Source organism: Synechococcus sp. R70.1, assembly GCF_047461675.1.
Lineage (GTDB): Bacteria > Cyanobacteriota > Cyanobacteriia > Thermostichales > Thermostichaceae > Thermostichus.
This window is the reverse complement of sequence record NZ_JANSHR010000028.1, coordinates 23,846-45,565: the sequence shown is the minus strand read 5'-3', so window position 1 is coordinate 45,565 and position 21,720 is coordinate 23,846. Positions and strand designations below refer to the sequence as shown.

General features: G+C 61.1%; 23 protein-coding genes and 1 tRNA gene. 17 read left to right on the top strand and 7 right to left on the bottom strand.

Annotation, left to right across the window (positions count from 1 at the left end; translation table 11 throughout):
• The coding region (gene carA / locus NW807_RS05015; protein ID WP_414425439.1) for a glutamine-hydrolyzing carbamoyl-phosphate synthase small subunit at positions 1 to 1,079 on the top strand (1,079 nt) is incomplete at its 5' end.
• Here the strand turns inward: carA and NW807_RS05010 are convergent.
• From NW807_RS05010 to NW807_RS05000, 3 genes are read right to left on the bottom strand one after another with little or no spacing between them, the layout of a single operon-like run.
• Positions 1,068 to 2,591, bottom strand: coding sequence for a UDP-N-acetylmuramoyl-L-alanyl-D-glutamate--2,6-diaminopimelate ligase (locus NW807_RS05010; protein ID WP_414425438.1), 1,524 nt, complete (start codon positions 2,589 to 2,591; stop codon positions 1,068 to 1,070). The two genes, carA and NW807_RS05010, sit on opposite strands and share 12 nt — an antisense overlap.
• A 52-nt stretch (positions 2,592 to 2,643) precedes the next feature.
• A complete protein-coding gene (locus tag NW807_RS05005; RefSeq protein ID WP_414425441.1) occupies positions 2,644 to 4,410 on the bottom strand; it encodes an ABC transporter ATP-binding protein in 1,767 nt (588 codons plus the stop codon).
• Positions 4,411 to 4,469: 59 nt separating this feature from the next.
• Complete coding sequence (locus tag NW807_RS05000) at positions 4,470 to 5,648, bottom strand: 1-deoxy-D-xylulose-5-phosphate reductoisomerase (protein ID WP_414405822.1); 1,179 nt, start codon at positions 5,646 to 5,648, stop codon at positions 4,470 to 4,472.
• Between the two features lie 311 nt (positions 5,649 to 5,959).
• On the opposite strand from NW807_RS05000, the gene NW807_RS04995 reads away from it, so the two are divergent.
• The 6 genes from NW807_RS04995 to lipA all read left to right on the top strand — a co-directional run bounded on the left by NW807_RS04995 (position 5,960) and on the right by lipA (position 10,578).
• On the top strand, positions 5,960 to 7,171 hold the full coding sequence (locus NW807_RS04995) for a trypsin-like serine protease (protein ID WP_414425437.1): 1,212 nt from the start codon (positions 5,960 to 5,962) through the stop codon (positions 7,169 to 7,171).
• 79 nt (positions 7,172 to 7,250) lie between these two features.
• Entirely contained in the window at positions 7,251 to 7,436 is a 186-nt protein-coding gene (gene rpsU / locus NW807_RS04990; RefSeq protein ID WP_414395804.1) for a 30S ribosomal protein S21, read from the top strand.
• A 63-nt stretch (positions 7,437 to 7,499) separates the two neighbouring features.
• Positions 7,500 to 8,054: a thioredoxin domain-containing protein gene (locus NW807_RS04985; protein WP_414425436.1), complete on the top strand. Its 555-nt coding sequence runs from the start codon at positions 7,500 to 7,502 to the stop codon at positions 8,052 to 8,054.
• Positions 8,047 to 9,090, top strand: a complete 1,044-nt coding sequence (locus NW807_RS04980; RefSeq protein WP_414425435.1) for a phosphotransferase enzyme family protein — start codon at positions 8,047 to 8,049, stop codon at positions 9,088 to 9,090. Before NW807_RS04985 ends, NW807_RS04980 begins: the two co-directional genes overlap by 8 nt.
• 30 nt (positions 9,091 to 9,120) lie before the next feature.
• Positions 9,121 to 9,618 (top strand): DUF4079 domain-containing protein, encoded by a 498-nt coding sequence (locus NW807_RS04975; protein WP_414395810.1) that lies wholly within the window; start codon positions 9,121 to 9,123, stop codon positions 9,616 to 9,618.
• Positions 9,619 to 9,723: 105 nt separating this feature from the next.
• A complete protein-coding gene (lipA, locus tag NW807_RS04970) occupies positions 9,724 to 10,578 on the top strand; it encodes a lipoyl synthase (RefSeq protein WP_414395812.1) in 855 nt (284 codons plus the stop codon).
• A gap of 5 nt (positions 10,579 to 10,583) precedes the next feature.
• Here the strand turns inward: lipA and NW807_RS04965 are convergent, their stop codons facing one another.
• On the bottom strand, positions 10,584 to 11,786 hold the full coding sequence (locus tag NW807_RS04965; RefSeq protein ID WP_414425434.1) for an Era-like GTP-binding protein: 1,203 nt from the start codon (positions 11,784 to 11,786) through the stop codon (positions 10,584 to 10,586).
• Positions 11,787 to 11,882: 96 nt separating this feature from the next.
• On the opposite strand from NW807_RS04965, the gene NW807_RS04960 reads away from it, so the two are divergent.
• The 6 genes from NW807_RS04960 to NW807_RS04935 all read left to right on the top strand — a co-directional run bounded on the left by NW807_RS04960 (position 11,883) and on the right by NW807_RS04935 (position 14,664).
• Complete coding sequence (locus NW807_RS04960) at positions 11,883 to 12,083, top strand: hypothetical protein (RefSeq protein ID WP_414425433.1); 201 nt, start codon at positions 11,883 to 11,885, stop codon at positions 12,081 to 12,083.
• Positions 12,084 to 12,176: 93 nt separating this feature from the next.
• A complete protein-coding gene (locus NW807_RS04955; protein WP_414395819.1) occupies positions 12,177 to 12,308 on the top strand; it encodes a hypothetical protein in 132 nt (43 codons plus the stop codon).
• Positions 12,286 to 12,783, top strand: coding sequence for a type II 3-dehydroquinate dehydratase (aroQ, locus tag NW807_RS04950; protein WP_414405828.1), 498 nt, complete (start codon positions 12,286 to 12,288; stop codon positions 12,781 to 12,783). The genes NW807_RS04955 and aroQ overlap by 23 nt, the downstream gene beginning before the upstream one ends.
• Positions 12,784 to 12,859: 76 nt before the next feature.
• Positions 12,860 to 14,200, top strand: coding sequence for a UDP-N-acetylmuramoyl-tripeptide--D-alanyl-D-alanine ligase (locus NW807_RS04945; protein ID WP_414395821.1), 1,341 nt, complete (start codon positions 12,860 to 12,862; stop codon positions 14,198 to 14,200).
• Positions 14,201 to 14,284: 84 nt separating this feature from the next.
• Positions 14,285 to 14,512, top strand: coding sequence for a DUF3134 family protein (locus tag NW807_RS04940; RefSeq protein ID WP_414410422.1), 228 nt, complete (start codon positions 14,285 to 14,287; stop codon positions 14,510 to 14,512).
• Positions 14,513 to 14,591: 79 nt separating this feature from the next.
• A tRNA-Ile gene (locus tag NW807_RS04935) sits at positions 14,592 to 14,664 on the top strand.
• A gap of 56 nt (positions 14,665 to 14,720) precedes the next feature.
• Here NW807_RS04935 and NW807_RS04930 read toward each other — a convergent pair.
• Together NW807_RS04930 and NW807_RS04925 are read right to left on the bottom strand one after the other, a co-directional pair.
• Positions 14,721 to 15,926 (bottom strand): D-alanyl-D-alanine carboxypeptidase/D-alanyl-D-alanine-endopeptidase, encoded by a 1,206-nt coding sequence (locus tag NW807_RS04930; RefSeq protein WP_414425432.1) that lies wholly within the window; start codon positions 15,924 to 15,926, stop codon positions 14,721 to 14,723.
• A gap of 31 nt (positions 15,927 to 15,957) precedes the next feature.
• A complete protein-coding gene (locus NW807_RS04925; RefSeq protein ID WP_414395827.1) occupies positions 15,958 to 16,338 on the bottom strand; it encodes a hypothetical protein in 381 nt (126 codons plus the stop codon).
• 260 nt (positions 16,339 to 16,598) lie between these two features.
• Here NW807_RS04925 and NW807_RS04920 point away from each other — a divergent pair, with 260 nt between their 5' ends.
• Both NW807_RS04920 and NW807_RS04915 read left to right on the top strand, forming a co-directional pair.
• A complete protein-coding gene (locus tag NW807_RS04920) occupies positions 16,599 to 17,045 on the top strand; it encodes a Fur family transcriptional regulator (RefSeq protein ID WP_414395828.1) in 447 nt (148 codons plus the stop codon).
• 423 nt (positions 17,046 to 17,468) lie between these two features.
• Positions 17,469 to 19,853, top strand: coding sequence for a M48 family metalloprotease (locus NW807_RS04915; RefSeq protein WP_414425431.1), 2,385 nt, complete (start codon positions 17,469 to 17,471; stop codon positions 19,851 to 19,853).
• Positions 19,854 to 19,862: 9 nt separating this feature from the next.
• Here NW807_RS04915 and NW807_RS04910 read toward each other — a convergent pair whose 3' ends face one another.
• Complete coding sequence (locus tag NW807_RS04910; protein ID WP_414410425.1) at positions 19,863 to 20,315, bottom strand: phosphomannose isomerase type II C-terminal cupin domain; 453 nt, start codon at positions 20,313 to 20,315, stop codon at positions 19,863 to 19,865.
• Between the two features lie 112 nt (positions 20,316 to 20,427).
• Between NW807_RS04910 and NW807_RS04905 the strand changes: the two genes are divergently transcribed.
• Positions 20,428 to 20,793 (top strand): 2Fe-2S iron-sulfur cluster-binding protein, encoded by a 366-nt coding sequence (locus NW807_RS04905; protein ID WP_414395836.1) that lies wholly within the window; start codon positions 20,428 to 20,430, stop codon positions 20,791 to 20,793.
• Positions 20,786 to 21,720 (top strand): O-antigen ligase family protein (locus NW807_RS04900; protein WP_414425430.1); only part of this gene is annotated, 935 nt, incomplete at its 3' end. The genes NW807_RS04905 and NW807_RS04900, both read left to right, overlap by 8 nt.

Genomic DNA, 21,720 nt, shown 5'->3' with positions numbered 1-21,720 from the left:
CGGGCACGGCGGTGGGCGAGGTGGTGTTCAACACGGGCATGACCGGCTACCAGGAGGTGATCACCGATCCCAGCTACCGGGGGCAGATCGTTACTTTTACCTGCCCTGAGTTGGGAAACACCGGAGTCAATGAGCTGGATCAGGAATCGGCCCGGCCCCAGGTCGCGGGAGTGATTGCCCGCAACGTGTCGCGCCTAGCCAGCTCCTGGCGAGCCACGGGGACGCTGCCTGACTACCTCAAACAGCACGGGATCCCGGCCATTGCCGGGGTGGATACGCGGGCTTTGACGCGGCGGCTGCGCTCCCAGGGGGTGATGAATGGAGCTATTTCGACCGAGATCCTGGACCCGCAGGCGTTGCTGGAGCAGGTGCGCCAAGCCCCTTCCATGCAGGGGCTAAGCCTGGCGGCAGAGGTTACAACGCCCAAGCCTTACGAGTGGCTGGAGCCCACCCCTGCCGACTGGGACTATGGCCGCAGCCAAGGGATCCCGGTCCCGGATCCCCCCCTGCGGGTGGTGGCGCTAGATTTTGGCATCAAGCGCAATATCTTGCGCCGCCTAGCTCGCTACGGCTGCCGGGTGGTGGTGTTGCCGGCCCACGCCACTCCTGAGGAGATCTTGAGTTACAGCCCCGACGGGATCCTTCTCTCCAACGGGCCTGGGGATCCGGCGGCAGAGACCGCGGCCATCCGCACCGCCCAGGCGCTGCTGCAAAGCGGGAAGCCCTTGTTTGGGATTTGCCTGGGCCACCAGATCCTCAGCCTAGCCCTCGGAGGATCCACCTACAAGCTCAAGTTTGGCCACCGCGGCCTCAACCATCCCTGTGGGCTAGAGCGGCAAGTGGAAATCACCAGCCAAAACCATGGGTTTGCAGTAGACGCTGCTTCGATCCCGGCTGAGGACGTGGAGATCACCTACCTCAACTTAAATGACCGCACTGTGGCCGGGATCCGCCACCGCCAGTTGCCCCTCTTTTCAGTGCAGTACCACCCAGAGGCCAGTCCCGGCCCTCACGATGCCGATCACCTCTTCCGCGAGTTTGTGGATCTGATGCTGCAGCACCGCCGTTTAGCGGGATAGATGGGCTAGACGCAGAGCAAGGGCCTCGCGCGCTTCTTCCCGGTCGTCAAAGTGAATCTTCTCAGTGCCTAGGATCTGGTAGTCTTCGTGGCCTTTACCGGCAATGACCACCGTATCCCCTGGCTGAGCTTCGAGGATGGCTAGACGAATGGCCTGCCGCCGATCCACCTCCACGGCCCAGGGGAATCCAGGGATCCCAGCCAAGATATCCTGCAAGATCCGCTGCGGATCTTCAGTGCGCGGGTTATCTGAGGTCACGATCACCTGATCTGCCCAGGTGGCGGCAATGCGGCCCATTTGCGGGCGCTTACCCCGGTCGCGATCCCCGCCACAGCCAAAGACACAGATCAGCCGGCCTTGAACTTGCGGGCGCAGCGCCTTGAGCAGGTTTTCCAGCCCATCGGGGGTGTGGGCATAGTCCACGATTACCGTGATGTCCTGCCCTGGCAGGCTCACCCGCTCCATTCGCCCCGGTACCCCGGGAAAACGGGGCAAGGCCGACTGGATGGCCTCAGGGGGGATCCCCAGGTGCAGTGCTACCCCTACTGCCGCCAGCAAGTTGGAAAGGTTGAAGGATCCCACCAGGGGCGCCTCCACGGCAAAGGTGCCCATAGGGGTGTGCAGGGTTGCCTTGAGGCCGGTGGGATGTAGGTGAACGTCAGTGGGCCACAGGCCGGGGATCCCTTCTAGGGGCTTGAGGGAATAGGCCCAGGGCTCCAGAGGGGCTGGAATGGCTTCTAGAAGCCTCCGTCCGCCCGCGTCGTCGGCATTGACCACTGCCCGCCCCTGCAAATACTCTGGCCGGAAGAGAGTGGCCTTGGCCTGCCAGTAGTTCTCCATGCTGCCGTGGAAATCCAGGTGGTCCTGGGTGAGGTTGGTCCAAACGGCAGCGGCAAAGGCACAGCCCCACGCCCGATCCTGGGCCAAAGCGTGAGAGCTCACCTCCATCACCGCCACCTCCGCCCCGGCTTCCTTGGCCTGTCTCAGGCTGCGCTGCAGCTCTAGGGGAAACAGGGTGGTGTGGGGTGTAACTTCATAGTGGCCTGGCCAGCGGTTGTAGAGGGTGCCCAGCAGGGCTATAGGGCGACCGGCAGCCTGCAGCAGGTGCTCGATGAGATGGGTGGTGGTCGTCTTGCCGTTGGTGCCGGTTACCCCCACTAGGGTCAGTTGGCGAGCTGGAAAACCGTAGAAGGCTGCCGCCACCTGGGCCACGGCTTTGTTGAGGCCGACGCGAGGCAAAACCAGAAGGGGCTGACTCCCCCACTCAGCCTCTCCGCTAACCTTCTTCCAAGCCTCCCGGGAAAGAAGGGCCGCCACCGCTCCTCTCGTGAGCGCTTCCCCGACAAACTCGCCGCCATCGACGCGGGATCCCAGCATCCCCAAAAACAGATCCCCCGCCTGCACCTGGCGGGAATCGGCGCAGAGGCCTTTTACCCACACCCCCTCTAGGGATCCCTGGACCACTTGGGGTTGGATCCCGGCTTGTTCTAGCAATTGGCTCAGATTTCTCATGCTTTTGCCACTCCCCACAGCCTTGCTGGTTAGGGTAGCTGCTAACTGCAGCCTAGGCCAGGGCCTCCTCCAGCTTTTGCTTAGCCCAGAGGGTAGCGTAGAGCCCCTGGGGATCGGCCAGCAGCTCGGCATGGGATCCCTGCTGCACAATGCGACCTTTGTCCATGACCCAGATTTGATCTGCCTCCACCGCCACCGTGAGGCGATGGGTGATGAAGAGTACCGTCTTCTGAGCCGTGGCCTGGCGCAGGTGGCGAAGAATGGCCTGGGCGGTCTGGTTGTCCACGCTGGAAAGACAGTCGTCCAAAACCAAGATTGGCGCATCCATTAGCAGAGCCCGGGCGAGAGCTACCCGCTGTCGCTGGCCGCCGGAAAGGGTAATGCCCCGCTCTCCCACCAGCGTGTCGTAACCCTTGGGGAAGTTGAGGATCTCGGCGTGGATGTGGGCGGCTTTGGCGGCCCATTCCACTTCCCAGTCTTCAGCGTCCGGCTTGCCGTAGCGGATGTTGTCCCGAACCGTGGCGCTGAACAGGAAGCTCTCCTGGGGCACATAGGCGATGGCCCGGCGCAGGGATCTCAGTTGGATCTGGGTGATGTCCTGTCCGTCCAAAAACAGTTGCCCCGGCTGGATCTCCAGCAGGCGAGGAAGGGCATTGGCCAGGGTGGACTTGCCCGCCCCAATTGGCCCCACCACCGCCACCAGTTGGCCCGGCTCGAGACAAAAGTGCAGATCCTGTAGAGCTGGCGCTGGGGATCCTGTGCCGGTGTAGGCAAAAGTCAGACCCCTAGCCTCGATACGTCCCTGCACCTTCTCCAAAAGGAGAGGCAAAGCCTCCGGGGCATCGCGGATGGTGGGCTCTACCCGCAGCAAGGCGTCAATCCGCTCCAGGCTAACCTGGCCTCGCTGGTAGGCGGTAAGGGTAAAGCCGAGCAAAGCGGTGGGAAACACCAGCCGTTCTACGTAGAGGGTGAGCGCCGAGAAATCCCCAATCGTCAGCCGCCCCGCGGCAATCTGGGGCCCGCCCACGGCGAGCAGCAACAACAGGCTGAGGCTAACCAAAGCCACCAGAGAAGGGAACAGCAGGTTGCGGGTGAGGGCCAAGCGCAAATTGGCCTGCAACAAGCGGTCATTGCGGCGACGAAACTCCTGCTGCTCGTGCTCTTCCTGGGCGTACACCTTGATCAAGGTGATGCCGTTTACGTCCTCCTGGATGAGATCGCTGAGATCCGCCAGCTCCTGCTGCACCTGAAGCTGCTCCTGCTGCAGGCGGTTGCTGCTTAACTTCACCAGCACCAGCATCACCGGAAACACCGACAGGGCCAGAGCGCTTAGACGCGGCTCAATAGCAAACATGGCCGGCAGCGTACTGCCGTAGGCAAAGATCGTGTTGGCCAAGTTAAGCAGGGCAAAGCCCAACAGGCGGCGGACATTTTCCACATCGCTGGTGATGCGGGTGAGGATGTCCCCGATGGTCTGCTGGGCAAAGTAGGAAGGCTGCAGGGTGAGCAAATGCTCGAAGATGGCCTGCTTGAGGCGAAACTCCACCTGCCGTCCTGCCCCAAACATCCACACCCGCGAGGCAATGCGAATAACCATCATCAGGGTGGAGACACCCAACACCACCAGGGCGTGGAGGGCGATGCGGCTGGGCGCCAGGGTGGCCAGGTTCTGGCTGAGATCATCAACGGCCAGCTTGACATACCAGGGCAGGAACACCCCCAGGCTGTTGACCACCAGCAGGGAGGCAATGCCCAACACCACCTGCTGCCAGTGGGGGCGTAGATAGTGAAGCAACTGTTGCCAGTGGGATCTGGCCACTCGGGTGCTCCTCAAGCCTTTTCCCACTCTAGCGCTGGGCCGGATCCCCCCGGTAGGGATCAGGCTAGAACCTGGGCTGGGGCCTGCTGCGCCAAGAGTTCCACCTGCTGTCGCGCCCAGGCATCCACTGCCAGAATGTCCTCCAGGGTGGGATTGGCAATGACCTGATGCCGCTCGCACACCTGCTCCAAAAGGCGAGGGATATCCAGAAAGCGGATGCGCTCTTGCAGAAAGAGGTTCACCGCCGCCTCGTTGGCCGCATTCAACACCGCCGGCAGGGTTCCTCCTGCCCGCCCAGCAGCATAAGCCAGTTGTAGGCAGGGGTACTTGCGGTGATCCGGCGCCTTAAAGGTAAGAGATCCCAGCTTTACCAAATCAAGAGGCTCCCAGGGGGTGGAGAGGCGCTCCGGCCAACTGAGGCCATAGAGAATGGGCAGGTGCATATCCGGCCAGCCCAACTGGGCCAGGACAGAAGTATCTGCCAGCTCGACCAAGGAGTGGACAATGCTCTGAGGGTGGATGAGGATCTCAATCTGGTCATAGTCCAGGCCAAACAGCCAGTGGGCCTCGATCACCTCCAGGCCCTTGTTCATCAGGGTGGCTGAATCAATGGTGATCTTGCGCCCCATCACCCAGTTGGGGTGTTTGAGAGCATCGGCCAGCGTCGCCTGGTTCAGTTTCTCCACCGGCCAATCGCGAAAGGCTCCCCCTGAGGCGGTCAGCCAGATGCGGCGCAGGGATCCCGCTGGCACTCCCTGCAGACATTGAAAGATGGCCGAATGCTCCGAGTCCACGGGGATGAGCTTCACGCCGTGCTTTTGCACCAGGGGCAGCACCACCGGACCGCCTGCCACCAGGGTTTCTTTGTTGGCCAGGGCAATGTCCTTGCCGGCGCGGATGGCAGCCAGAGTAGGCAACAGGCCAGCACAGCCGACGATCCCCGTCACCACCCGCTGAGCCTCGGGGTGGGCCGCCACCTGACACAGCCCCTCCATTCCTGCCACTAGCTCTGGCAGAGGTTGCAGGCCGCTCAGCAGGGATCGCAGCTCCGGCAGCAGCTCCTCCCGCCCGATGGCTACAATTTGAGGCCGAAACCGCCGCACCTGCTCGGCCAGAAGAGTGACGTTGCTGTGGCTGCTCAAGCCAACAACCCGAAAGCGCTCCGGATACTGAGCCACCAAGTCCAGGGTTTGGGTGCCGATGGAGCCGGTGGAGCCGAGCAGGGTGATGGCTTGCATACTTTAAGGATCCCTTTGCACCTAGCTAAAGAGCGTAACACTCTTTCAGCGCAGACTCACCCTCCTACAGCCTGCCCAAAGGGCGAACGGCCCCGCTTCGCGTTTGAGGATCCCTGCCTTATACCGGCTGCAGGGGATAGTGAGGCCCTTTTTTCCCGACTGCAGACCTTTCCTAACTCTTCATCGGTCGGCAGGGTATGCTTGGCTAGCATAGCCGGCTAGCCTTGCAGAATCTGACCATGCCTTATTCCTCCCGATTCCATCCCTTCTTTGGCCTAGCTCGCTCATGGTCTGTGCTCCTGGGGTTGGGTTTGGCTCTGAGCGTAAGTGCCTGTGGTGGTGGGGGTTCCAGTCGTCCCCTGCCGCCGCTTCCAGCCCCTCCTGCAGGGCGCATCGAGGGATCCCATTTCGACGATCTCAACGGCAATGGTCTGCGAGATCCAGGGGAACCAGGGCTGCCGGGCATCACCACCTTTCTGGACTTGAACAGCAATGGACGCCTCGATCCAGGGGAGCCCAGCACCGTCAGCGATGCCAACGGCAACTTTCGTTTCTCCAACTTGCCCCCTGGCACCTACCACGTCACTGCCCTTTTGCCGCCAGGGCGGGTGTTCACCACGCCGCGCTCAGGGTTGGGGCGGATTGTCGGCGGCAGGCCAGCTCAGCCGGGGGCCTTTCCCTGGATGGTGGCTTTGCTGAAGGCAGCTGAGCCGGATCCTTTTCAGGCGCAGTTTTGCGGGGGATCTCTAATTGCCCCGGAGTGGGTGCTTACCGCTGCCCATTGTTTTTTCAACGATCAAGGCCAGCAGGTGGTGAATGCACGCAACCTGGATCTGTTGTTGGGAACCACCCGTCTGCAATTGGGCGCTGGCCAGCGCATTCGCGCCGCGCAGATCGTCATCCACCCTGGCTACAATCCCCAAGGGGGGCAACGGGGGGGGAACGACATTGCCCTGGTGCGCCTCTCTCAGCCGGCGGCGCTGCCTATCCTGCCGCTAGTGCAACCCGACCAAACCAATCTGACTGCCCCTGGTACTCTTGCCACCATCCTTGGCTGGGGAGCCACCTTCCCCCGCACTCTCGAGGAGGAGCCCAGCGGCTTTCCCAGGGCTCTACAGCAGGCTGAAGTTCCCATTGTCGCCAACGAGGTGTGCAACGCGCCCCAGTCTTACAACGGCATCATTCTAGACACCATGCTCTGCGCCGGTTTTCCTCAGGGGGGTGTGGATACCTGTCAGGGCGATAGCGGCGGCCCTTTGCTGGTGCCCAGCGGCGCTGGCTTTGCCCTAGCCGGGATCACCAGCTTTGGCCAAGGTTGCGCCCAGCCCAATTTCTATGGGGTGTATACACGGGTATCCAGCTTTGTCGGGTTTGTGGAATCGGTAATTGGTGGTGCCCCCAGGCCAACACCGCTACCAATGCCCTCCCCTTCTCCCCGGGAGGGAGCGACAGCCTCCGTGACGGTGAACTTACGGGAGGGGGAGGTAGTTTCTGGGATTACCTTTGGCAGCCGTGCCCAGTAGTCGCCATCGGGTGGCAAGAGATAGTTTAGGATAGAGATCCTGACAACTTCAGTTAATTCAGGAAGGAGATGATCTCTCTATGACCCAGGTGACAATCGGCGAAAACGAAGGGATTGAGTCGGCGCTGCGTCGCTTTAAGCGCCAAGTTGCCAAGGCGGGCATTTTGCGGGATCTGCGCAACCATCGGCACTTTGAAAGCAGCCTGGAAAAGCGCAAGCGGAAAGCAGTGGCAGCCCGTCGCAATCGCCGTAAAGCTGCCAATTGATAACTTGCCTCGAAGCTCAATCGAGAACAAAACTCCCCCTCTCTTACCTGGAGGAGGTCTGTCATGGCGAAGGGAGAAATCGGGGGGGAAAACTGGGCAAAACGCCTGCGCAACGGCCTTGTAGCAGCCCTGGCTGTGCTTTTGGCAGCAGGCTTGTTTTTGGCCAACCAAGCGCGTCAAGCTGGCACGAGCTTGGCAACGCTGGCGGCAGAGGCTGTGCCTTGGGAGGAAGCGCAGGCCAACGGCAAGCCTTCCCTAGTGGAGTTTTATGCCGACTGGTGCACCACCTGCCGCTCCATGGCGCCTCTTCTGGCCAACCTGAAGAAGGAATTTGCCCAGCAAATTAACTTCGTCATGCTCAATGTGGACAACCCCAAGTGGCTGCCGGAGCTGAGCCGCTATCGGGTCAACGGAATCCCTCACTTTCTCTTCTTGGACAGCCAAGGGGAAGTGGTGGGATCGGCCATTGGTGAACAGCCAGCTTCGGTTTTGCGGGCCAACTTGCTGGCTCTGGCAGCCGGGGATCCCTTGCCGCTGACCCAGCCTGGGCCAGTGTCTGCCCTGCAGCCGGGTGGGCCTGTCCTCCCCGCTCAGCCGGATCCGCGCACCCATGGCTAGGACTTGGGCGGGTGATTTGCCCACGCCCGATTTTGCCTGGCTGGATCCCTTGGTTCGCCACTTTCAACTAGGGGAGCCCGAGCTGCTCGAAGCCCTCGGAGGGGGCCTTGTTCACCAGACCTGGAAGCTCAAGACAACCCAGGGATCCTTCGTTGTCCAGCGCCTCCATCCCCAATTTGACCCGGCGGTTACCGAAGATGGCCAGGCCATTGGCTTTTGGCTACGGCAGCAGGGTTTTCCGGTTCCCCAATTCCGCCGCGCTTGCGATGGCTCCCTGCACCTAAGCTGGGGGGGAGGGCTGTGGCGGGTTATGGACTGCCTGCCGGGATCCTCTTACTCAACTCCTCCTGCCTGGAGCTATCTGGAACAAGCAGGGGCAGCGGTTGGGCGCCTACATCGCCTTTTGGCCGGATGGCACTACTCTTTTCGCTTTCAGATCCCTCACTTTCACGACACGGCCTATTTTTGGCAGCAGCTCTGCCAGCGCAGCCCCGACCCGGAAATAAGGGCAGAGTGGCAATTTTTTGTCGAGACCGTGCCCAGGTTGCTTTTGCCGCCAGGACTTCCGACTCAGGTTATCCATGCCGATCTCAAATTCAACAACTTTTTGTTTGACGAAAGGGGAAAATTTGCCGGCCTGGTGGATCTCGACACCTTTATGGACCACAACCTGTACGTTGAGCTAGGAGATGCCTTGCGCTCCTGGGGCCGGAAAGGGGAGGCCGTTGAGGCCGAGGCAATCCTAGCAGGGCTGCGCGGCTACGCCCAAACCGGCAACCTGCGCGCTCTGCAGCCGGAGCTCCTTCTGCAAGGGATCCAGTTGATGACGCTGGAGTTGGGGATGCGCTTTTTGCTGGATTGGTTCGAGGACTGCTACTGGAATTGGGATCCGCAGCGGTACGCCAGTCGCCGGGATCACAACCTCGCCCGCTGCCGACGGCAGATCCGCCTCTACCAACACCTAACCCAGCTGGCACCCCAACTGTTGGAGTCCATATACGCCCTTGCTTCAGGAGAGGGAAATTGGTTAAGTTAGGGGCAACTTCCTCTTCTTTGCGTGGCTTTTATGAGCACCATTCAACTTCCCCGCTGGCTGGAATTGGCTCTGCCCTTCTTTCACCCAGTGCTGATGATTTTGGCCTCTGCCCTAGCTCTCTATACTCTCTATCTGGGTCTCCAGGTGCGGCGGCTGCGCACCGCCTCGGCGGAAGAGCGCAAGGAGTTAATTAAGGGCAAGTTTGGCCAGCGGCATTTCCTGGCAGGATCTCTCTTCTTGCTGTTGATGGTGTTTGGGGCCCTGGGAGGCATGGCCGTGACCTACATTAGAAGCCACAAGCTGTTTGTTGGGCCCCACCTGCTGGCCGGCCTGGGCATTGTAGCCCTAGTAACCACCTCTGCCGCTTTGGCACCCCTGATGAAGGATGGCCAAAAGGTCTGGGCCCGCAATGTCCACCTGCTGCTCAATGTGGTGATCTTGGGGATCCTGGGCTGGCAGGCGGTAACCGGCTTTCAAATCGTGCAGCGCATCGTCAACCAGATGCTAGCCTCTCCTCAGGTAACCTAGCCCTTTTCCAGCCAAGGGCAGGGAAGGCGTCCATACCATGATGGACGCTATCTCTTTGGATAAGGCTTCTTTCCCAGGTACTCAGCCCTAGCAAGCGGTTCTCCCATGCCTGGTAGCCCCCTCCCCAGTTGGGTCAAGCGCTCTATCGGCAAGGCCAGCGATATCTCGGCAGTTCAGCGGGTGATCAAGCAGCGGGGACTGCACACCATCTGCGAGGAGGGACGCTGCCCCAATCGGGCCGAGTGCTACAGCCAAAGGACTGCCACCTTTCTGCTGATGGGCGGGATCTGCACCCGCGCCTGTTCTTTCTGTCAAGTGGCCAGCGGACGGCCTGCTCCCCTCGACCCGGAAGAGCCGGAAAAGGTGGCCGAAGCGGTGGAGCTGCTGGGGCTGCGCTATGTAGTGCTTACCTCGGTGGCCCGCGATGACCTGCCCGACCAGGGATCTGGCCGCTTCGTGGAGGTGATGGAGGCCATCCGGCGGCGCTGTCCTGGGATCCAGATCGAGGTGCTTACCCCTGACTTTCGGGGGGATCGCGACTGCATTGCCCGGGTGGTGGCGGCCAGGCCGGCCTGCTACAACCACAACATTGAGACGGTGCGGCGGCTGTCGCAGGCGGTGCGGCGCAGTTCTGGCTACGACCTATCCCTGCGGGTTTTGCAAACTGTGAAGGAGCTGGATCCCAACCTGCCCACCAAGTCCGGCCTCATGCTGGGGCACGGGGAGACCCGCGAAGAAGTGCTGGAAACGTTTCGGGATCTGCTGGCAGTGGGGTGCGAGCGGCTCACCCTGGGGCAGTACCTACAGCCTTCCTTGGCCCACCGCCCAGTGCAGCGCTACTGGACGCCAGAGGAGTTTGCTGAGCTGGGCGAGATTGCCCGCCAGATGGGGTTTCGCCAGGTGCGCTCTGGGCCCTTGGTGCGCAGCTCCTACCACGCTGCCGAGATGGGGCAGGACTAGGCCCCCTAGACCTTGGCAGCTAGCTCCTTGCTGCCCACGAGATCCCGCAGGACGGCCCCCAGGCCAAACCCTTCGCGGACCCAGCGGCTCAGCAGGGGTGGCGTCAGGGATCCCAGACGGTATAGGCTTGCCCCTGCCACCACTCCCGCCAGGAGACCGTTGCCCCAACTGCCCCCCAGCCAGGTGCCTAGCCCTTCGGCCAACAGCAGCAGCATGCCATTAAGCAGCAGCGGTCGCCCCAAGTCCTCCAAAGCCCTGCGGAGGGATCCCCAGGGCAGGCGCAGCCGCATCCCCAAGCCTAACACCCACAGACTATCCAGGAGGATCGCAAGCAGCAGATCCAAGCCCAGGGGCGCTAAGCCCACGGCGACCCCCTTGCCAAGGGCGCAGGCTGTACCCCACTGCTCCAGATGGCGGGCGTGATACTGCCACTGCTTCTGCCAAAGCTGAGCCTGGAGGCGCTCCAGCCGCTTCAGCCCATTGAGGGCCAGGAGGGACTCCGCCTCCGTCTGCAAAATCTCCACAATTTGGCTTTGCAAAGCTGCGATCTGGGGAGCAGGTCGCTCCCACTCCAAAGTGATGCGGCCATCTGGCCAGTGGGTGCGGACTTTCTGGGGTTTTGGGCAAGCGGACACTGTCAGGATCTCCTGCGGCAACACCCAGCCCAGGTGGCGGCTAATTTGTTCGCGAATTGCCTGCAGCTCCGCCTCCGAGTAGAGATCGCACTTATTCAACACCAGCAGGAGGGGCTTGTGCAGGGTGCGCAGCTCCAGCAGCGCCTGGTACTCCAGCTGGGTCAAGTCGCCGGCGATTACAAACAGGATCAAATCCGCCGCCCGGGCCACCTCCCAGGCCAACTGCTCGCGCGCTTCTCCGTTGACCTCGTTTAAGCCAGGCGTATCGATGAGCCGCACCTGCCAAGGGATCCCTGGCCCCGGTCGCCACAGCAGCGATTGCGGCTTTTGAGTCACGCCATTTAGGGGCCCCACTTCCAGCCGAGCCTCGCCAACTAGGGCATTCACGACTGCTGACTTGCCGCGGTTGACCAGCCCAAACACGGCAATGGAAAATAACCGCGCCCTCAGTCGCCTGCGCAGAGCAGACAGAGCCTTCAGCTCCGGCTGCAGGTCGGGACGCTTGGCCAGCGGTTGCCAGTGATCCCAGCAGCGCTGAAAAACCGTCTCGGCTTGGGCTAGGGGAGTGGTCATCGACAGAAAATCACTCCAAAGGGAATTGGCCACTGCGGCCCACCTTCCCCCCAGCGAAGGGAAGTTAGGTGGGATCGGCCACTTGGAGAATGGGGCATGATTATTTGTAGCGTCAACACTCCCCAAGTGGCTCGAGGAGCTTTCCGTATGCTCTACCGCTTCCCCAAGTCCCTACGCTGGCTACGGCTGGGGGGATCCCATCGCTCCAAGCAAGAACGCCAGATCGTGCGCAGCCTACTAGCCTTTGCTGGGGCCCTGCTGGCTGTGGACATCCTGCTTTTAGGTGCTCTCCACTAGGGCATTTCCCTGTTTCTTGGAAAGAAGCGCTATCATGGAAGTCCACGGGTTAAACTCCCCCGAGAGCTTTGTAACTCCTACGAGGCAGGTCGGATGGATTGGGTAGAAAAGGTTCTCGAAAAGATCCGCGAGTGGGTGGAACGTGTCATTGACGCTTTGCTGGGAAGTCCTCAGCCCCAACCTGCACCCATTCCGGTAGAAAATGGATCCCCTCGTCGTCGTTAATCCGACCGCCCTAGCCACCAGCGGCGAGCTTTTGAGCATCTTGGTGTTGCACGGCCCCAACCTTAACCTACTGGGGGAGCGGGAGGTCAGCATCTACGGCTCAGTTTCCCTGGAGCAGGTGGATCAGGCTCTGCATCGGCAAGCAGAGCTGCTGGGGGTAAAGCTGGAGATCCTCCAGTCCAACCATGAGGGAGTGCTCATCGACGCCATTCACCGCGCTCGCCAGCAGCATGCCGGCATTTTGATCAACCCAGGCGCCTATACCCACACCAGCATTGCTCTGCGCGACGCCATTGCCGCTGTGGGATTGCCTACTGTAGAAGTTCACCTAAGCAACATCTACCGCCGCGAGCCTTTCCGCCAGCACTCCTACATCGCGGCTGTAGCCCTTGGGCAAATCAGCGGATTTGGGGCCCATAGCTACTTGCTAGGACTACAGGCGCTCGTGCAACACCTGCGGATGCCAGCAGCCTAGCTAACTTGGTTGGAGAAGCAGGTGAGCCTTCTTTTGGCTATCCTACGCGATAGCCAGGCTCAACTCATTGACCCCCATGCTGACGTTACAAGCTGTGGCCGAGCTGCTGCAAACCCCTCTGCAAGGGGATCCTCAGCTGTTGAGCTGGCCGGTTCAGACCCTCTGCACCGACAGCCGCCGCTTGCAGCCCGGGTCGATCTTTGTTGCCCTCAAGGGAGAGCGCTTTGACGGGCACGATTTCATTCCCCACGCCATGAGCAAAGGGGCCATTGCTGTCATCAGCCAGCAGCCGGTGGCTGCACCCCATTTCTGGGTTCCAGATACCCTAGCTGCCTACCAGCGCCTAGCCAGAGCCTGGCGGGAGCAGTTTGCCATTCCCGTGGTGGCCATCACCGGCTCAGTGGGCAAGACCACGACCAAGGAAATGCTGGCGGCTGCCCTCTCCCGCTACGGCAGCGTTCTCAAAAGCGAAGCCAACCACAACAACGACATTGGCGTGGCCCAGACACTGCTGCAGATGCGACCTGAGCACCAGTTTGCCGTGCTGGAAATGGCCATGCGCGGCCCCGGCGAAATTCGCCGCCTGGCCCAGACGGCTCAGCCTACCCACGCCCTGATTACCCATATCGGCACTGCCCACATCGGCAGACTGGGATCCCGCGAGGCCATTGCCGCCGCCAAGTGCGAGCTGCTGCAAGAGCTAGGCCAAGGGGGAGTGGCTCTGCTCAACGGTGAGGATCCCTTGCTGCTGGCCACTGCCGCCAGGGTGTGGTCGGGGCCAACCCTCACCTACGGCCTTGACCAAGGTGAGCTGCGAGGGCAGTGGGATCCGCAGGCGCAGACGGTTACCGTGGAGGGCTTGACCTTGCCAGTGCCCCTGCCAGGCAGGCACCATGCCCTCAACTGGATGGGGGTGCTGGCCGCTGTGCGCAGCTTGGGGTTGGATTGGGAACGCCTGCGAGAGCCTATCCTCTTGCCCACGCCCCTGGAGGGGCGTAACCGCCACCTCAAGCTGGCAGGAGATGTGGAAATTTGGGATGAGACCTACAATGCCTCGCCAGAGGCCATGATCGCGGCTCTCCAGCTTCTGGCCCAAACCCCCGGAAAACGGCGCTGGGCAATCCTGGGCCCCATGCGGGAGCTGGGGGAGCATGCCCCTTACCTTTACGCAGAGGTGGGGCGCGCTGCTGCCCCTTTGGGGTTGGAGCGGCTTTTGCTTTTGGATCCCGAGGGGGAAATGCAGCCGCTCATTGAGCAGAGGCCAGCGGCTCAGGTAGAGCGCTGTAGGGACGAATCAACCCTATTGGAAATCTTGCTGCACCAGGTGCAGGCGGGGGATCGGCTGCTATTTAAAGCAGCGCGAGCCATCCAGTTGGAGCGGGTGCTGCAGCGCTTTTTGCAGGCCTGGCAGGCCTAGGCTAAGCTAGGAAATAGCCGCTAGCCAGACTCACCTCCCCGCTTGAGGGGAGCAGTTTCGATTTTTTCCCTTTGCCTGGACAGTATGTACTACCACAACCCTTCTCTGCGGGAGGAGCCGCGGGATCAACCGCCAGTGCTCCTGCCCTCCAGAGGCGGCCTCTCTATCTTGGACTGGCTACGCCAGGAAGGTCGCTTGCTGGAACAGCCAATTGAAGTTCCTGAGATTACCCTAGACGACGATCTCGAGGAGATTGACGACTTGATCGGCGACGACTTCGTCGAGGACTTCGAGATGGAGGAAGAGGAGTAGGTCAGAGTCAGCTAGCGCTGCGAGGCTCTGCTGGGGGGAGGATCGAAATAGAGCTAGGGGCGCTAAAGTAGAGAGAGAAGGGGCGTTGGCCGAGCGGTTTAGGCAGCAAACTCATAATTTGCCTTACACAGGTTCGACTCCTGTACGCCCCACTGGCAAAGCGATCCCCCTGGCTGAAACTGACTCGCTGCGGCGTGGAAGCTCAAGCCTAGTGGGATCTTCGCTCCCTCCAACGCTCAGGCAAGGTGGCGGGGGCTCCGTATTGGGACTGGAGCTGGCTGAGAAATTGTTCCTGCCAGGCACGCAAGTCAGCCAAAGGGGCGCCGCTGTTCATCAGGGCAAACCAAATGTCCCCCCTTTCGGTTGGCAAGACTCCCGCCAAGGTGCTGATGCCGCTGAGGGTGCCGGATTTGGCAATCATCCCCTCCGGCAACAGCCGCCGCTCCAACACTCCCCCATCTTGGCCGACGACAGCAAAAGCATCGGCTAGAGAAAGCCCTTGCTTTTCCAGAAGCAGTTGGATTGCCTGAAACAAAGCCACACTGGCCCGTGGAGAAATGCGGTTTTCCACTCCCAACCCCGAGCCGTTAACTAGCTGTAGCTCGGCAGGCGGGATCCCTGCGGCCTCACGGGCCAGTTGAGCCACCTGGTCTGCTCCCCCCACCGCCGTGGCCAACATCTCGGCCATGGAGTTGTTGCTGTAGAGATTCATCAGCTTGAGCAAGTGAATAAGGGGGGGCGACTCATGTCTGAGCAAAACTTGGGCGTTAGCTGGGATTTGCTGGGCAATCCGCACCGAGCCCAAGATCTCCACCTGGGGCTTGGGTGTGCCGGGAGGCAAGGTTTGAAACTGGATCTGGGCTTCTGGCGGCCAGCGCCGCGCATCCAGCCCCCGCTGCAGCAGAGCTCCCGAGCGGGCTACATCCAGGGAAAAGTTCATGTAAAAGCGGCCTACCACCACCAGATCCCCGCGCACTTGGCGGATCCCCCGGGCGTTGAGGGCGTTGCCCACCAAGAAGGCCTCTTCCCACACGAAAAAAGGATCCCCTCCTCCCAAAACCCAGAGATCCCCCTGCAAAACTCCCTTAGCGGTTAAGGGGCCGGTGGCCAACCAGGTGGTAACAAAGCGGTGCTGCGGGCCAAGCTGCTGCAAAGCAGCCAGGGTAGTGGCCACCTTAGTCAGCGAGGCGGCCGGCAGAGGGGTGGATCCCTGGTGCTGCCCCAAAACTTGGTCGCCTCTTTGCAGCCAAACCCCCTGCGCCGTAGGCGAAAACCCCCGCCTAGCTAACTGCGCTAGATGGATTTGCACCTGAGGTTGCAGGGATCCCGGCGAAGAGGGCAGCGCCCCTAGCCAAAGCCCTGCTGCTGAGAGCAGCCCAACCCCTGCTCTTACTCCGCGTCTCCACCGGCTCATCAACCCTCAAAGCGCCGCGAGGATAAATCCTTCAGCTGGGTAACTCCCAGCTGCTTTCTTCCCCAGACTCCACGTCAATGGTGCCAGGGGGCGTTTGCCGGTGGAAGTATCCATCGGCAACAAACAGGGGCTCGCCACAACTGGGACAAAAGAAGTGGCTGCCTTCAAGAGCTTGCGCCTCTGACCCACAGACCGGGCAGCGATCTGTCGTAATCCAGCGGCGGGCCCACCAGCGGAAGGCCAGCAGCACCAACAGCGGTAGAGAGAGCAAAAACAAAAGCAGGGCTACCAAGCCAACCATCAGCCAGCCCAGGCCGAGGCCGGTTAGCAAAGCTGCCACGGCCAGGGATCCCAGCCAAAAACCCCAGCCAGTTAGAGAAATGGAATAGGTTTTGGGCTGCTCAAAGCGCATCTTTTTCCGCCTTCCTCAATACTTGCCAACACTGCTAGGACAGGCCTTTTCCTGAGCATGGTAGCCCAAACTTGCCGCCAGCAAGATGCTGCAAGAGTAGGCTAGCTCATCCTAGGGGGACAAGCTAGACCAGACGCTGCAACTGCTCCAGGAGGGAAAACCGCTGGCAGGGCTCTTAGGGAAGCTATCAGAAGCTATTATCAATTACAGAACTTATTGACGGTCACGGCCGCGTTGCCTAGGAGTGGAGGGGCAGGGTCATGGTCTATACGGAAGAAGCTTTCAAGGCGGAGCTAAACGCGAGGGGCTGGCGAGCCACTCGGCAACGGGAGATTATCCTACAGACCTTTCAAAACCTACCCGAGGGGACTCACCTGAGTGCCGAGGAGCTGCACAAGAAGTTGCAGGAAGAAGGCCATAAAGTTAGCCTCTCCACTATCTACCGCACTGTCAAGCTAATGACACGCATGGGCATTTTGCGGGAGCTGGAGCTGACGGAAGGTCACAAACACTACGAGATCAACCATCCGGCTCCCCGCCACCACCACCATTTGGTTTGCATTAAAACCAACAAGGTCATTGAGTTTAAAAACAATGCCATCCTCAGCATCAGCCAAAAGGTGGCGGAAAAATACGGCTTTAAGCTGCTCGATTGCCAGCTCACCATCATTGGCATTAGCCCCGAGGGACAGCGCTCGATTGTGTAGCCAAAAACTTCTAAGGCTGAGCTTTGCTTAGGTTGCTCTCCGACCTAGTGGAGCAGTGCTGCCGCTGGGAGGGGGATAAGCCACCTGTTGTTACCAACTCAGCCCGTCAACCCTGGCCGTGGACACCGTCTGCAAGCTCAAACTGGGCACTTCAGTCAGATCGTGGCGCCAGTGCCGGCGACCCGAGGCCAAACCGCCCTGGCAGCATTGCTCCTACCGGGTGCAGGGGAAGAGCCCAGCTATCAAGCTCCTTTCCAGCGGCAAACACAACCCACCGCTAGTGATCCTCTAGACCTAGGACAAACGGACACTGGTTGAGATCTTGCGGTACAAGCCGCACGCTGTGTAGCACAGCAAGTAGGCGAAGCATCCCCGCCCTTCAGGGCTGAGGAGAACGTCAACCCCCTACTGCGGGAGATGACTATGAACGAACAGGAAGTGGCGCACTGGCTGGAGAGGGCCCTGGCCGATCTGCGCCTGAGAGTCCAAGTCAAGGCCCAGCCCCTCCAAGACAGCCCTGGGGACTATGCTTTGGTGGTCATGCTCAATCGCCCTGCCAATGCTGCCCTCAACTACGAGCAGCTAACCGCTTGGTTCCGGAAGGCTGTAGCTAGCCGCTACCCCCAAGTCAAGCGCTTAGCTCTCTACAGTCGCCCTATGGGTCAGCAGCAGGCTGACTGGAAGACGCAGGTGAGACTGGGGCCGGGGCTAACCACAGAAGGGACTCTGCAGCCAGATCTCAGCCACTACTGCTTTGTCCTAGACCGCCAGTTGCTCACTGCCGACCTGCCCCAACCCTCCAGCGTGGTGCGCCAGGCAGTCTTGGGTTTTCACGGCCTCACTTCTGGGCAAAAAGAGGAGGTGCTGCCCCTACTGCCCACCTTGTTTCGCAACCCTAGCGCTGTCTCCACAGTGACGCTGTCAGTGGAAGCATCCTTGTGGTTGGAACCTCTGAAAAGTCTTAGCCCCTATGAGCTGCGCCTGCTGAGCATTTGGCTAAGCCGCTACTGTTTCAGCCCTAGCCGCACCTTGGCTGATTTGGATCCCGCCGCCTCAGGCTGCAAAACCGGCCAGGCAAAACGCAACTATCGCGCTCCCCAAGGGGGGGTGGCGCTGGTTTTGGCCAGCTTTGCCGGCAACCTGACAGTGGCCGCAGGCCTGACCCTAGGCCTATTGTTTGGCATGGTGTTTGTGCTGGCCCTGGCTGTTTTCGGCACCCTGGAAGGAGGGCTCTCTTTCGGCTCTTTCCTTCTCGCCGTTTTGCTTGCCCTGGCCTTCAACGCCCTAGTCTTCTTTTTGTCCCCCTGGGTGATGGACTGGATCCAGCAGAGCCTCTACGGCACCCAGTGGGTGAGCTTGGGGGAAATTGAGCGCCGCAGCCCCGAAAGCGCGGAGGTGATTGAACGCGTCTGCCGGCAGCACAAGCTAAAGCAGCCGAAGCTGGGTCTGATCCCCGATCAAAACCCCACCGCCTTCACCTATGGCAGCCTGCCCAATAACGCCCGCATCGTTGTCAGCGAGGGCCTATTTACCTACCTGGAAGATGAAGAGGTGGCCACGGTCTATGCCCACGAGCTGGGGCATGTTATCCACTGGGATTTCGCTGTCATGACCCTAGCTTCCACGCTATTGCAGCTCCTCTACCTTCTCTATGTCTATGTGCGCGATCGCGGGAGCAGTGAGGGCCGTAACCGCAGAGGGGGGAAAAACCTGGCTTTCCTGGCGCTGGTGGCCTACCTCTTCTACGTGGCTGGCTCCTATTTGGTGCTGTATCTGTCGCGGGTGCGGGAGTACTTTGCCGATTACTTTGCTGCCGAAACCACCGGCAACCCCAATGCCCTTGCACGGGCTCTGGTGAAAATTGCCTTTGGCATTGTTCAGGAGGGAGAGCGGGAGCAGGACGAGGCAACTCGTCGGCGCAGCACCCGCCTGTTGGAGGGGATGCGGGCCTTGGGGATCTACGACGCCAAGGCAGCAGGGACGGTGGGGACAGCCTACCGGCTTGCTTCGGATCCCAGCCAGGTGGGCAGGGTGTTTTTGTGGGATCTGTTTAACCCCTGGGCCTGGTGGATGGAGCTGAACTCCACCCATCCCCTCACCGGCAAGCGGGTGCGGGCGCTAGCCACCTATGCCGAGCAACTGGATCTGCCGGTGGAGTTCGATATGGCCAGCGTGGTGGCCCAAGGCAAGCAGCTCAACCGCCAGCAGCTCTATGGCAGTTTCCTCCTGGACATGCTGCTGTTGAATGCCGAGTGGCTGGGAGCAATCTTGGGAATGGGGCTGGGGATCCCAGCTCTACAGGCAGGATCTTACGGCATGTTTGCCGGCCTGGTCCTGGCGGGAGCCAGCTTGGGCCTGCTGCTGAAGATGCCAGTGATGTACCCCAGCTTGGAGAACCCGCCGGCGTTGACGGTGTTGAAGGCGCTGAGCAACCCCTACACCAGCCCCTTGCGCGGGTTGCCAATGCAGCTGCAGGGGCGGGTAATTGGGCGGGGGAATCCGGGCTATCGCCTTGGCGCCGACCTCAAGTTCCAGGATGAGACGGGGATGATGTTCTTGCGCTACGCTTCCCGCTTTGGGCCACTGGGCAACTTCCTGTTTGGGGCCAGGCAGGCCGCAGGGCTGATTGGCAAAGAGGGAACAGTGGTCGGGTGGTTCCGGCGGGGGGTGGCTCCCTATCTGGATCTGTCCCGCTTCCAGAGCCGCTATGGCGAAGTGGTGACCAGCCACCCTCCTTTTGGGCAGGCGGTGCAGGTGGCACTGGGCTTGCTTGGTGCCCTGCTGTTGATGGCCTTTTCCCCTTTCTAGGGGGCCTGCTCAGGAGGCAGTCGCTTGCTCACCGGTAGCACGGGCGTAGTCGTCGCTGAAGCGGACAATGTCGTCTTCGCCCAGGTACTGGCCGTTTTGCACCTCGATGATCACCAACGGGATGACACCGGGGTTTTCCAGGCGGTGCTTGGTGCAGGGGGGCACGTAGGTAGACTGGTTGGTGGTGATCAGCCGCTCTTCGTTGCCGCAGGTTACTTTGGCGGTGCCGGCAACGACGATCCAGTGTTCGCTGCGGTGGTAGTGCATCTGCAAGCTAAGACGACGCTTGGGCAGCACCACAATCCGCTTGATTTTGTAGCCAGGGCCCTCGTCCAGCACCGTAAAGCTGCCCCAGGGGCGAGTTTCCGTATTGCTCTCGAGGAGCTTGTGAAAAACTTCAGCCGAGAAGGTGGCTGGCAGTTTTTCCTCTGAGGGCAGGGGGGAATTAGGGGTTTCTAGCATAGGCTGCTCTCCTGGGCGCCCTGCCTTCAGCTTATCCTACGGAGCTGGAAAGTAGCCCAACTCCCCTCAAGTCTTGTGGGATCATGGAGAAGTCTCCTCATCTTGCTCCTCCATGCGTTCCTACCCGGTTCACATCCACGACCGCCAGAAAGACGCCCACTATCTCATCCAGGTGCCCGCCGACCAATATATCCTGGAGGCTGCCGAAGCCCAAGGGATCCAGCTTCCCTTTGCCTGTCGCAACGGTGCCTGCACCACCTGTGCGGTGCGGATCCGGCGGGGATCCCTCTACCAGCCGGAGGCAATGGGGATCTCGCGGGAGCTGAAGGAGCAGGGCTACGGGCTGCTGTGCGTGGGCTATGCCCGCTCCGAGCTGTGGGTGGAAACCCAAGACGAAGACGAGGTCTACGAGCTGCAGTTTGGCCGCTACTTTGGCCAGGGGCGGGTACGAGCGGGGATCCCCATCGACGATGAGTAATTTCTCTGCCTCAGTTGCCCCTGAAGACCTGTTGCCGGATCCCCAGCCTTCGCAGCCTCAGGGCTGGCTGTTGGGGTCGGCGGCCCTGATCCCGGTGAACCTGGCCCCTAGTCTGTTGCTGGCAGTGGTGGGGACGGTGCAGAGCTATGGCCGCTGCTGGCAGCAGATCCGGCGGGATCCCTTGTTGGGCTTGGCAGGCCTGCTGAGCGCGGCGGCAGTGGCAACGGCGCTGCTGGGGGAGGACTGGCGGCTGAGCTTGCCGGGGATGTTCAACTACTGGCCCTTTCTGCTGATGCTGCCGGCCTTTGGGGGAGCGCTGGCCGATCCTGAAAGTCGCCGGCGCCTGGCGCAGGTGTTGGTGCTGGGCAGTGGGCTGATGCTGCTGTTGGGCTGGGGAGAGGTCCTGTGGGGGTGGCAGGGCCATCTCTTCTTGGGGCCGCTCTGGATTACGGGAGTGGCTGGCGGGGAGCGACCGGCAGCGGCCTTTACCTCCCCCAACCTCCTGGCCATTTACCTAGTGATCCACCTGTGCTTGGCGGCAGGGCTGTGGGGGGTAACTCGATCCCGCCTCACCCGAGCAGGGCTAGTGGCGATGCTGGGGCTGGGATCTCTGCTGTTGCTGCTGACAGCCTCCCGCAGCGGCTGGGGGGCAGGGGGATTGGCTCTACTCATTGGGTTGGTGCTGCGGCGCTGTTGGTGGGGGATCGCCCTCTTGGCCGGCCTGGGGCTAGCCAGCTTGGCGGCGGCTTTGGATTGGCCCGGCTGGCGGGCAGTTGTGCCTTCGTTGATTTGGAGCCGTCTGGCGGACACCTGGGATCCCCAGGCCCCCCACTTTAGCTCAACCGCCAACCGCCTCGATGCCTGGCGCTTTGCCCTGCAGATGGTGCGGGAGCGGCCCCTGACCGGCTGGGGCTGGCAGAGCTTTCC

Coding starts and splice junctions, on each gene's coding strand:
- NW807_RS05010 (WP_414425438.1), bottom strand. CDS start 2,591: ATGAGAAATCTGAGCCAATTGCTAGAACAAGCCGGGATCCAACCCCAA.
- NW807_RS05000 (WP_414405822.1), bottom strand. CDS start 5,648: ATGCAAGCCATCACCCTGCTCGGCTCCACCGGCTCCATCGGCACCCAA.
- rpsU (WP_414395804.1), top strand. CDS start 7,251: ATGACCCAGGTGACAATCGGCGAAAACGAAGGGATTGAGTCGGCGCTG.
- NW807_RS04985 (WP_414425436.1), top strand. CDS start 7,500: ATGGCGAAGGGAGAAATCGGGGGGGAAAACTGGGCAAAACGCCTGCGC.
- NW807_RS04980 (WP_414425435.1), top strand. CDS start 8,047: ATGGCTAGGACTTGGGCGGGTGATTTGCCCACGCCCGATTTTGCCTGG.
- NW807_RS04975 (WP_414395810.1), top strand. CDS start 9,121: ATGAGCACCATTCAACTTCCCCGCTGGCTGGAATTGGCTCTGCCCTTC.
- lipA (WP_414395812.1), top strand. CDS start 9,724: ATGCCTGGTAGCCCCCTCCCCAGTTGGGTCAAGCGCTCTATCGGCAAG.
- NW807_RS04965 (WP_414425434.1), bottom strand. CDS start 11,786: ATGACCACTCCCCTAGCCCAAGCCGAGACGGTTTTTCAGCGCTGCTGG.
- NW807_RS04960 (WP_414425433.1), top strand. CDS start 11,883: ATGATTATTTGTAGCGTCAACACTCCCCAAGTGGCTCGAGGAGCTTTC.
- NW807_RS04955 (WP_414395819.1), top strand. CDS start 12,177: ATGGATTGGGTAGAAAAGGTTCTCGAAAAGATCCGCGAGTGGGTGGAA.
- aroQ (WP_414405828.1), top strand. CDS start 12,286: ATGGATCCCCTCGTCGTCGTTAATCCGACCGCCCTAGCCACCAGCGGC.
- NW807_RS04945 (WP_414395821.1), top strand. CDS start 12,860: ATGCTGACGTTACAAGCTGTGGCCGAGCTGCTGCAAACCCCTCTGCAA.
- NW807_RS04940 (WP_414410422.1), top strand. CDS start 14,285: ATGTACTACCACAACCCTTCTCTGCGGGAGGAGCCGCGGGATCAACCG.
- NW807_RS04930 (WP_414425432.1), bottom strand. CDS start 15,926: ATGAGCCGGTGGAGACGCGGAGTAAGAGCAGGGGTTGGGCTGCTCTCA.
- NW807_RS04925 (WP_414395827.1), bottom strand. CDS start 16,338: ATGCGCTTTGAGCAGCCCAAAACCTATTCCATTTCTCTAACTGGCTGG.
- NW807_RS04920 (WP_414395828.1), top strand. CDS start 16,599: ATGGTCTATACGGAAGAAGCTTTCAAGGCGGAGCTAAACGCGAGGGGC.
- NW807_RS04915 (WP_414425431.1), top strand. CDS start 17,469: ATGAACGAACAGGAAGTGGCGCACTGGCTGGAGAGGGCCCTGGCCGAT.
- NW807_RS04910 (WP_414410425.1), bottom strand. CDS start 20,315: ATGCTAGAAACCCCTAATTCCCCCCTGCCCTCAGAGGAAAAACTGCCA.
- NW807_RS04905 (WP_414395836.1), top strand. CDS start 20,428: ATGCGTTCCTACCCGGTTCACATCCACGACCGCCAGAAAGACGCCCAC.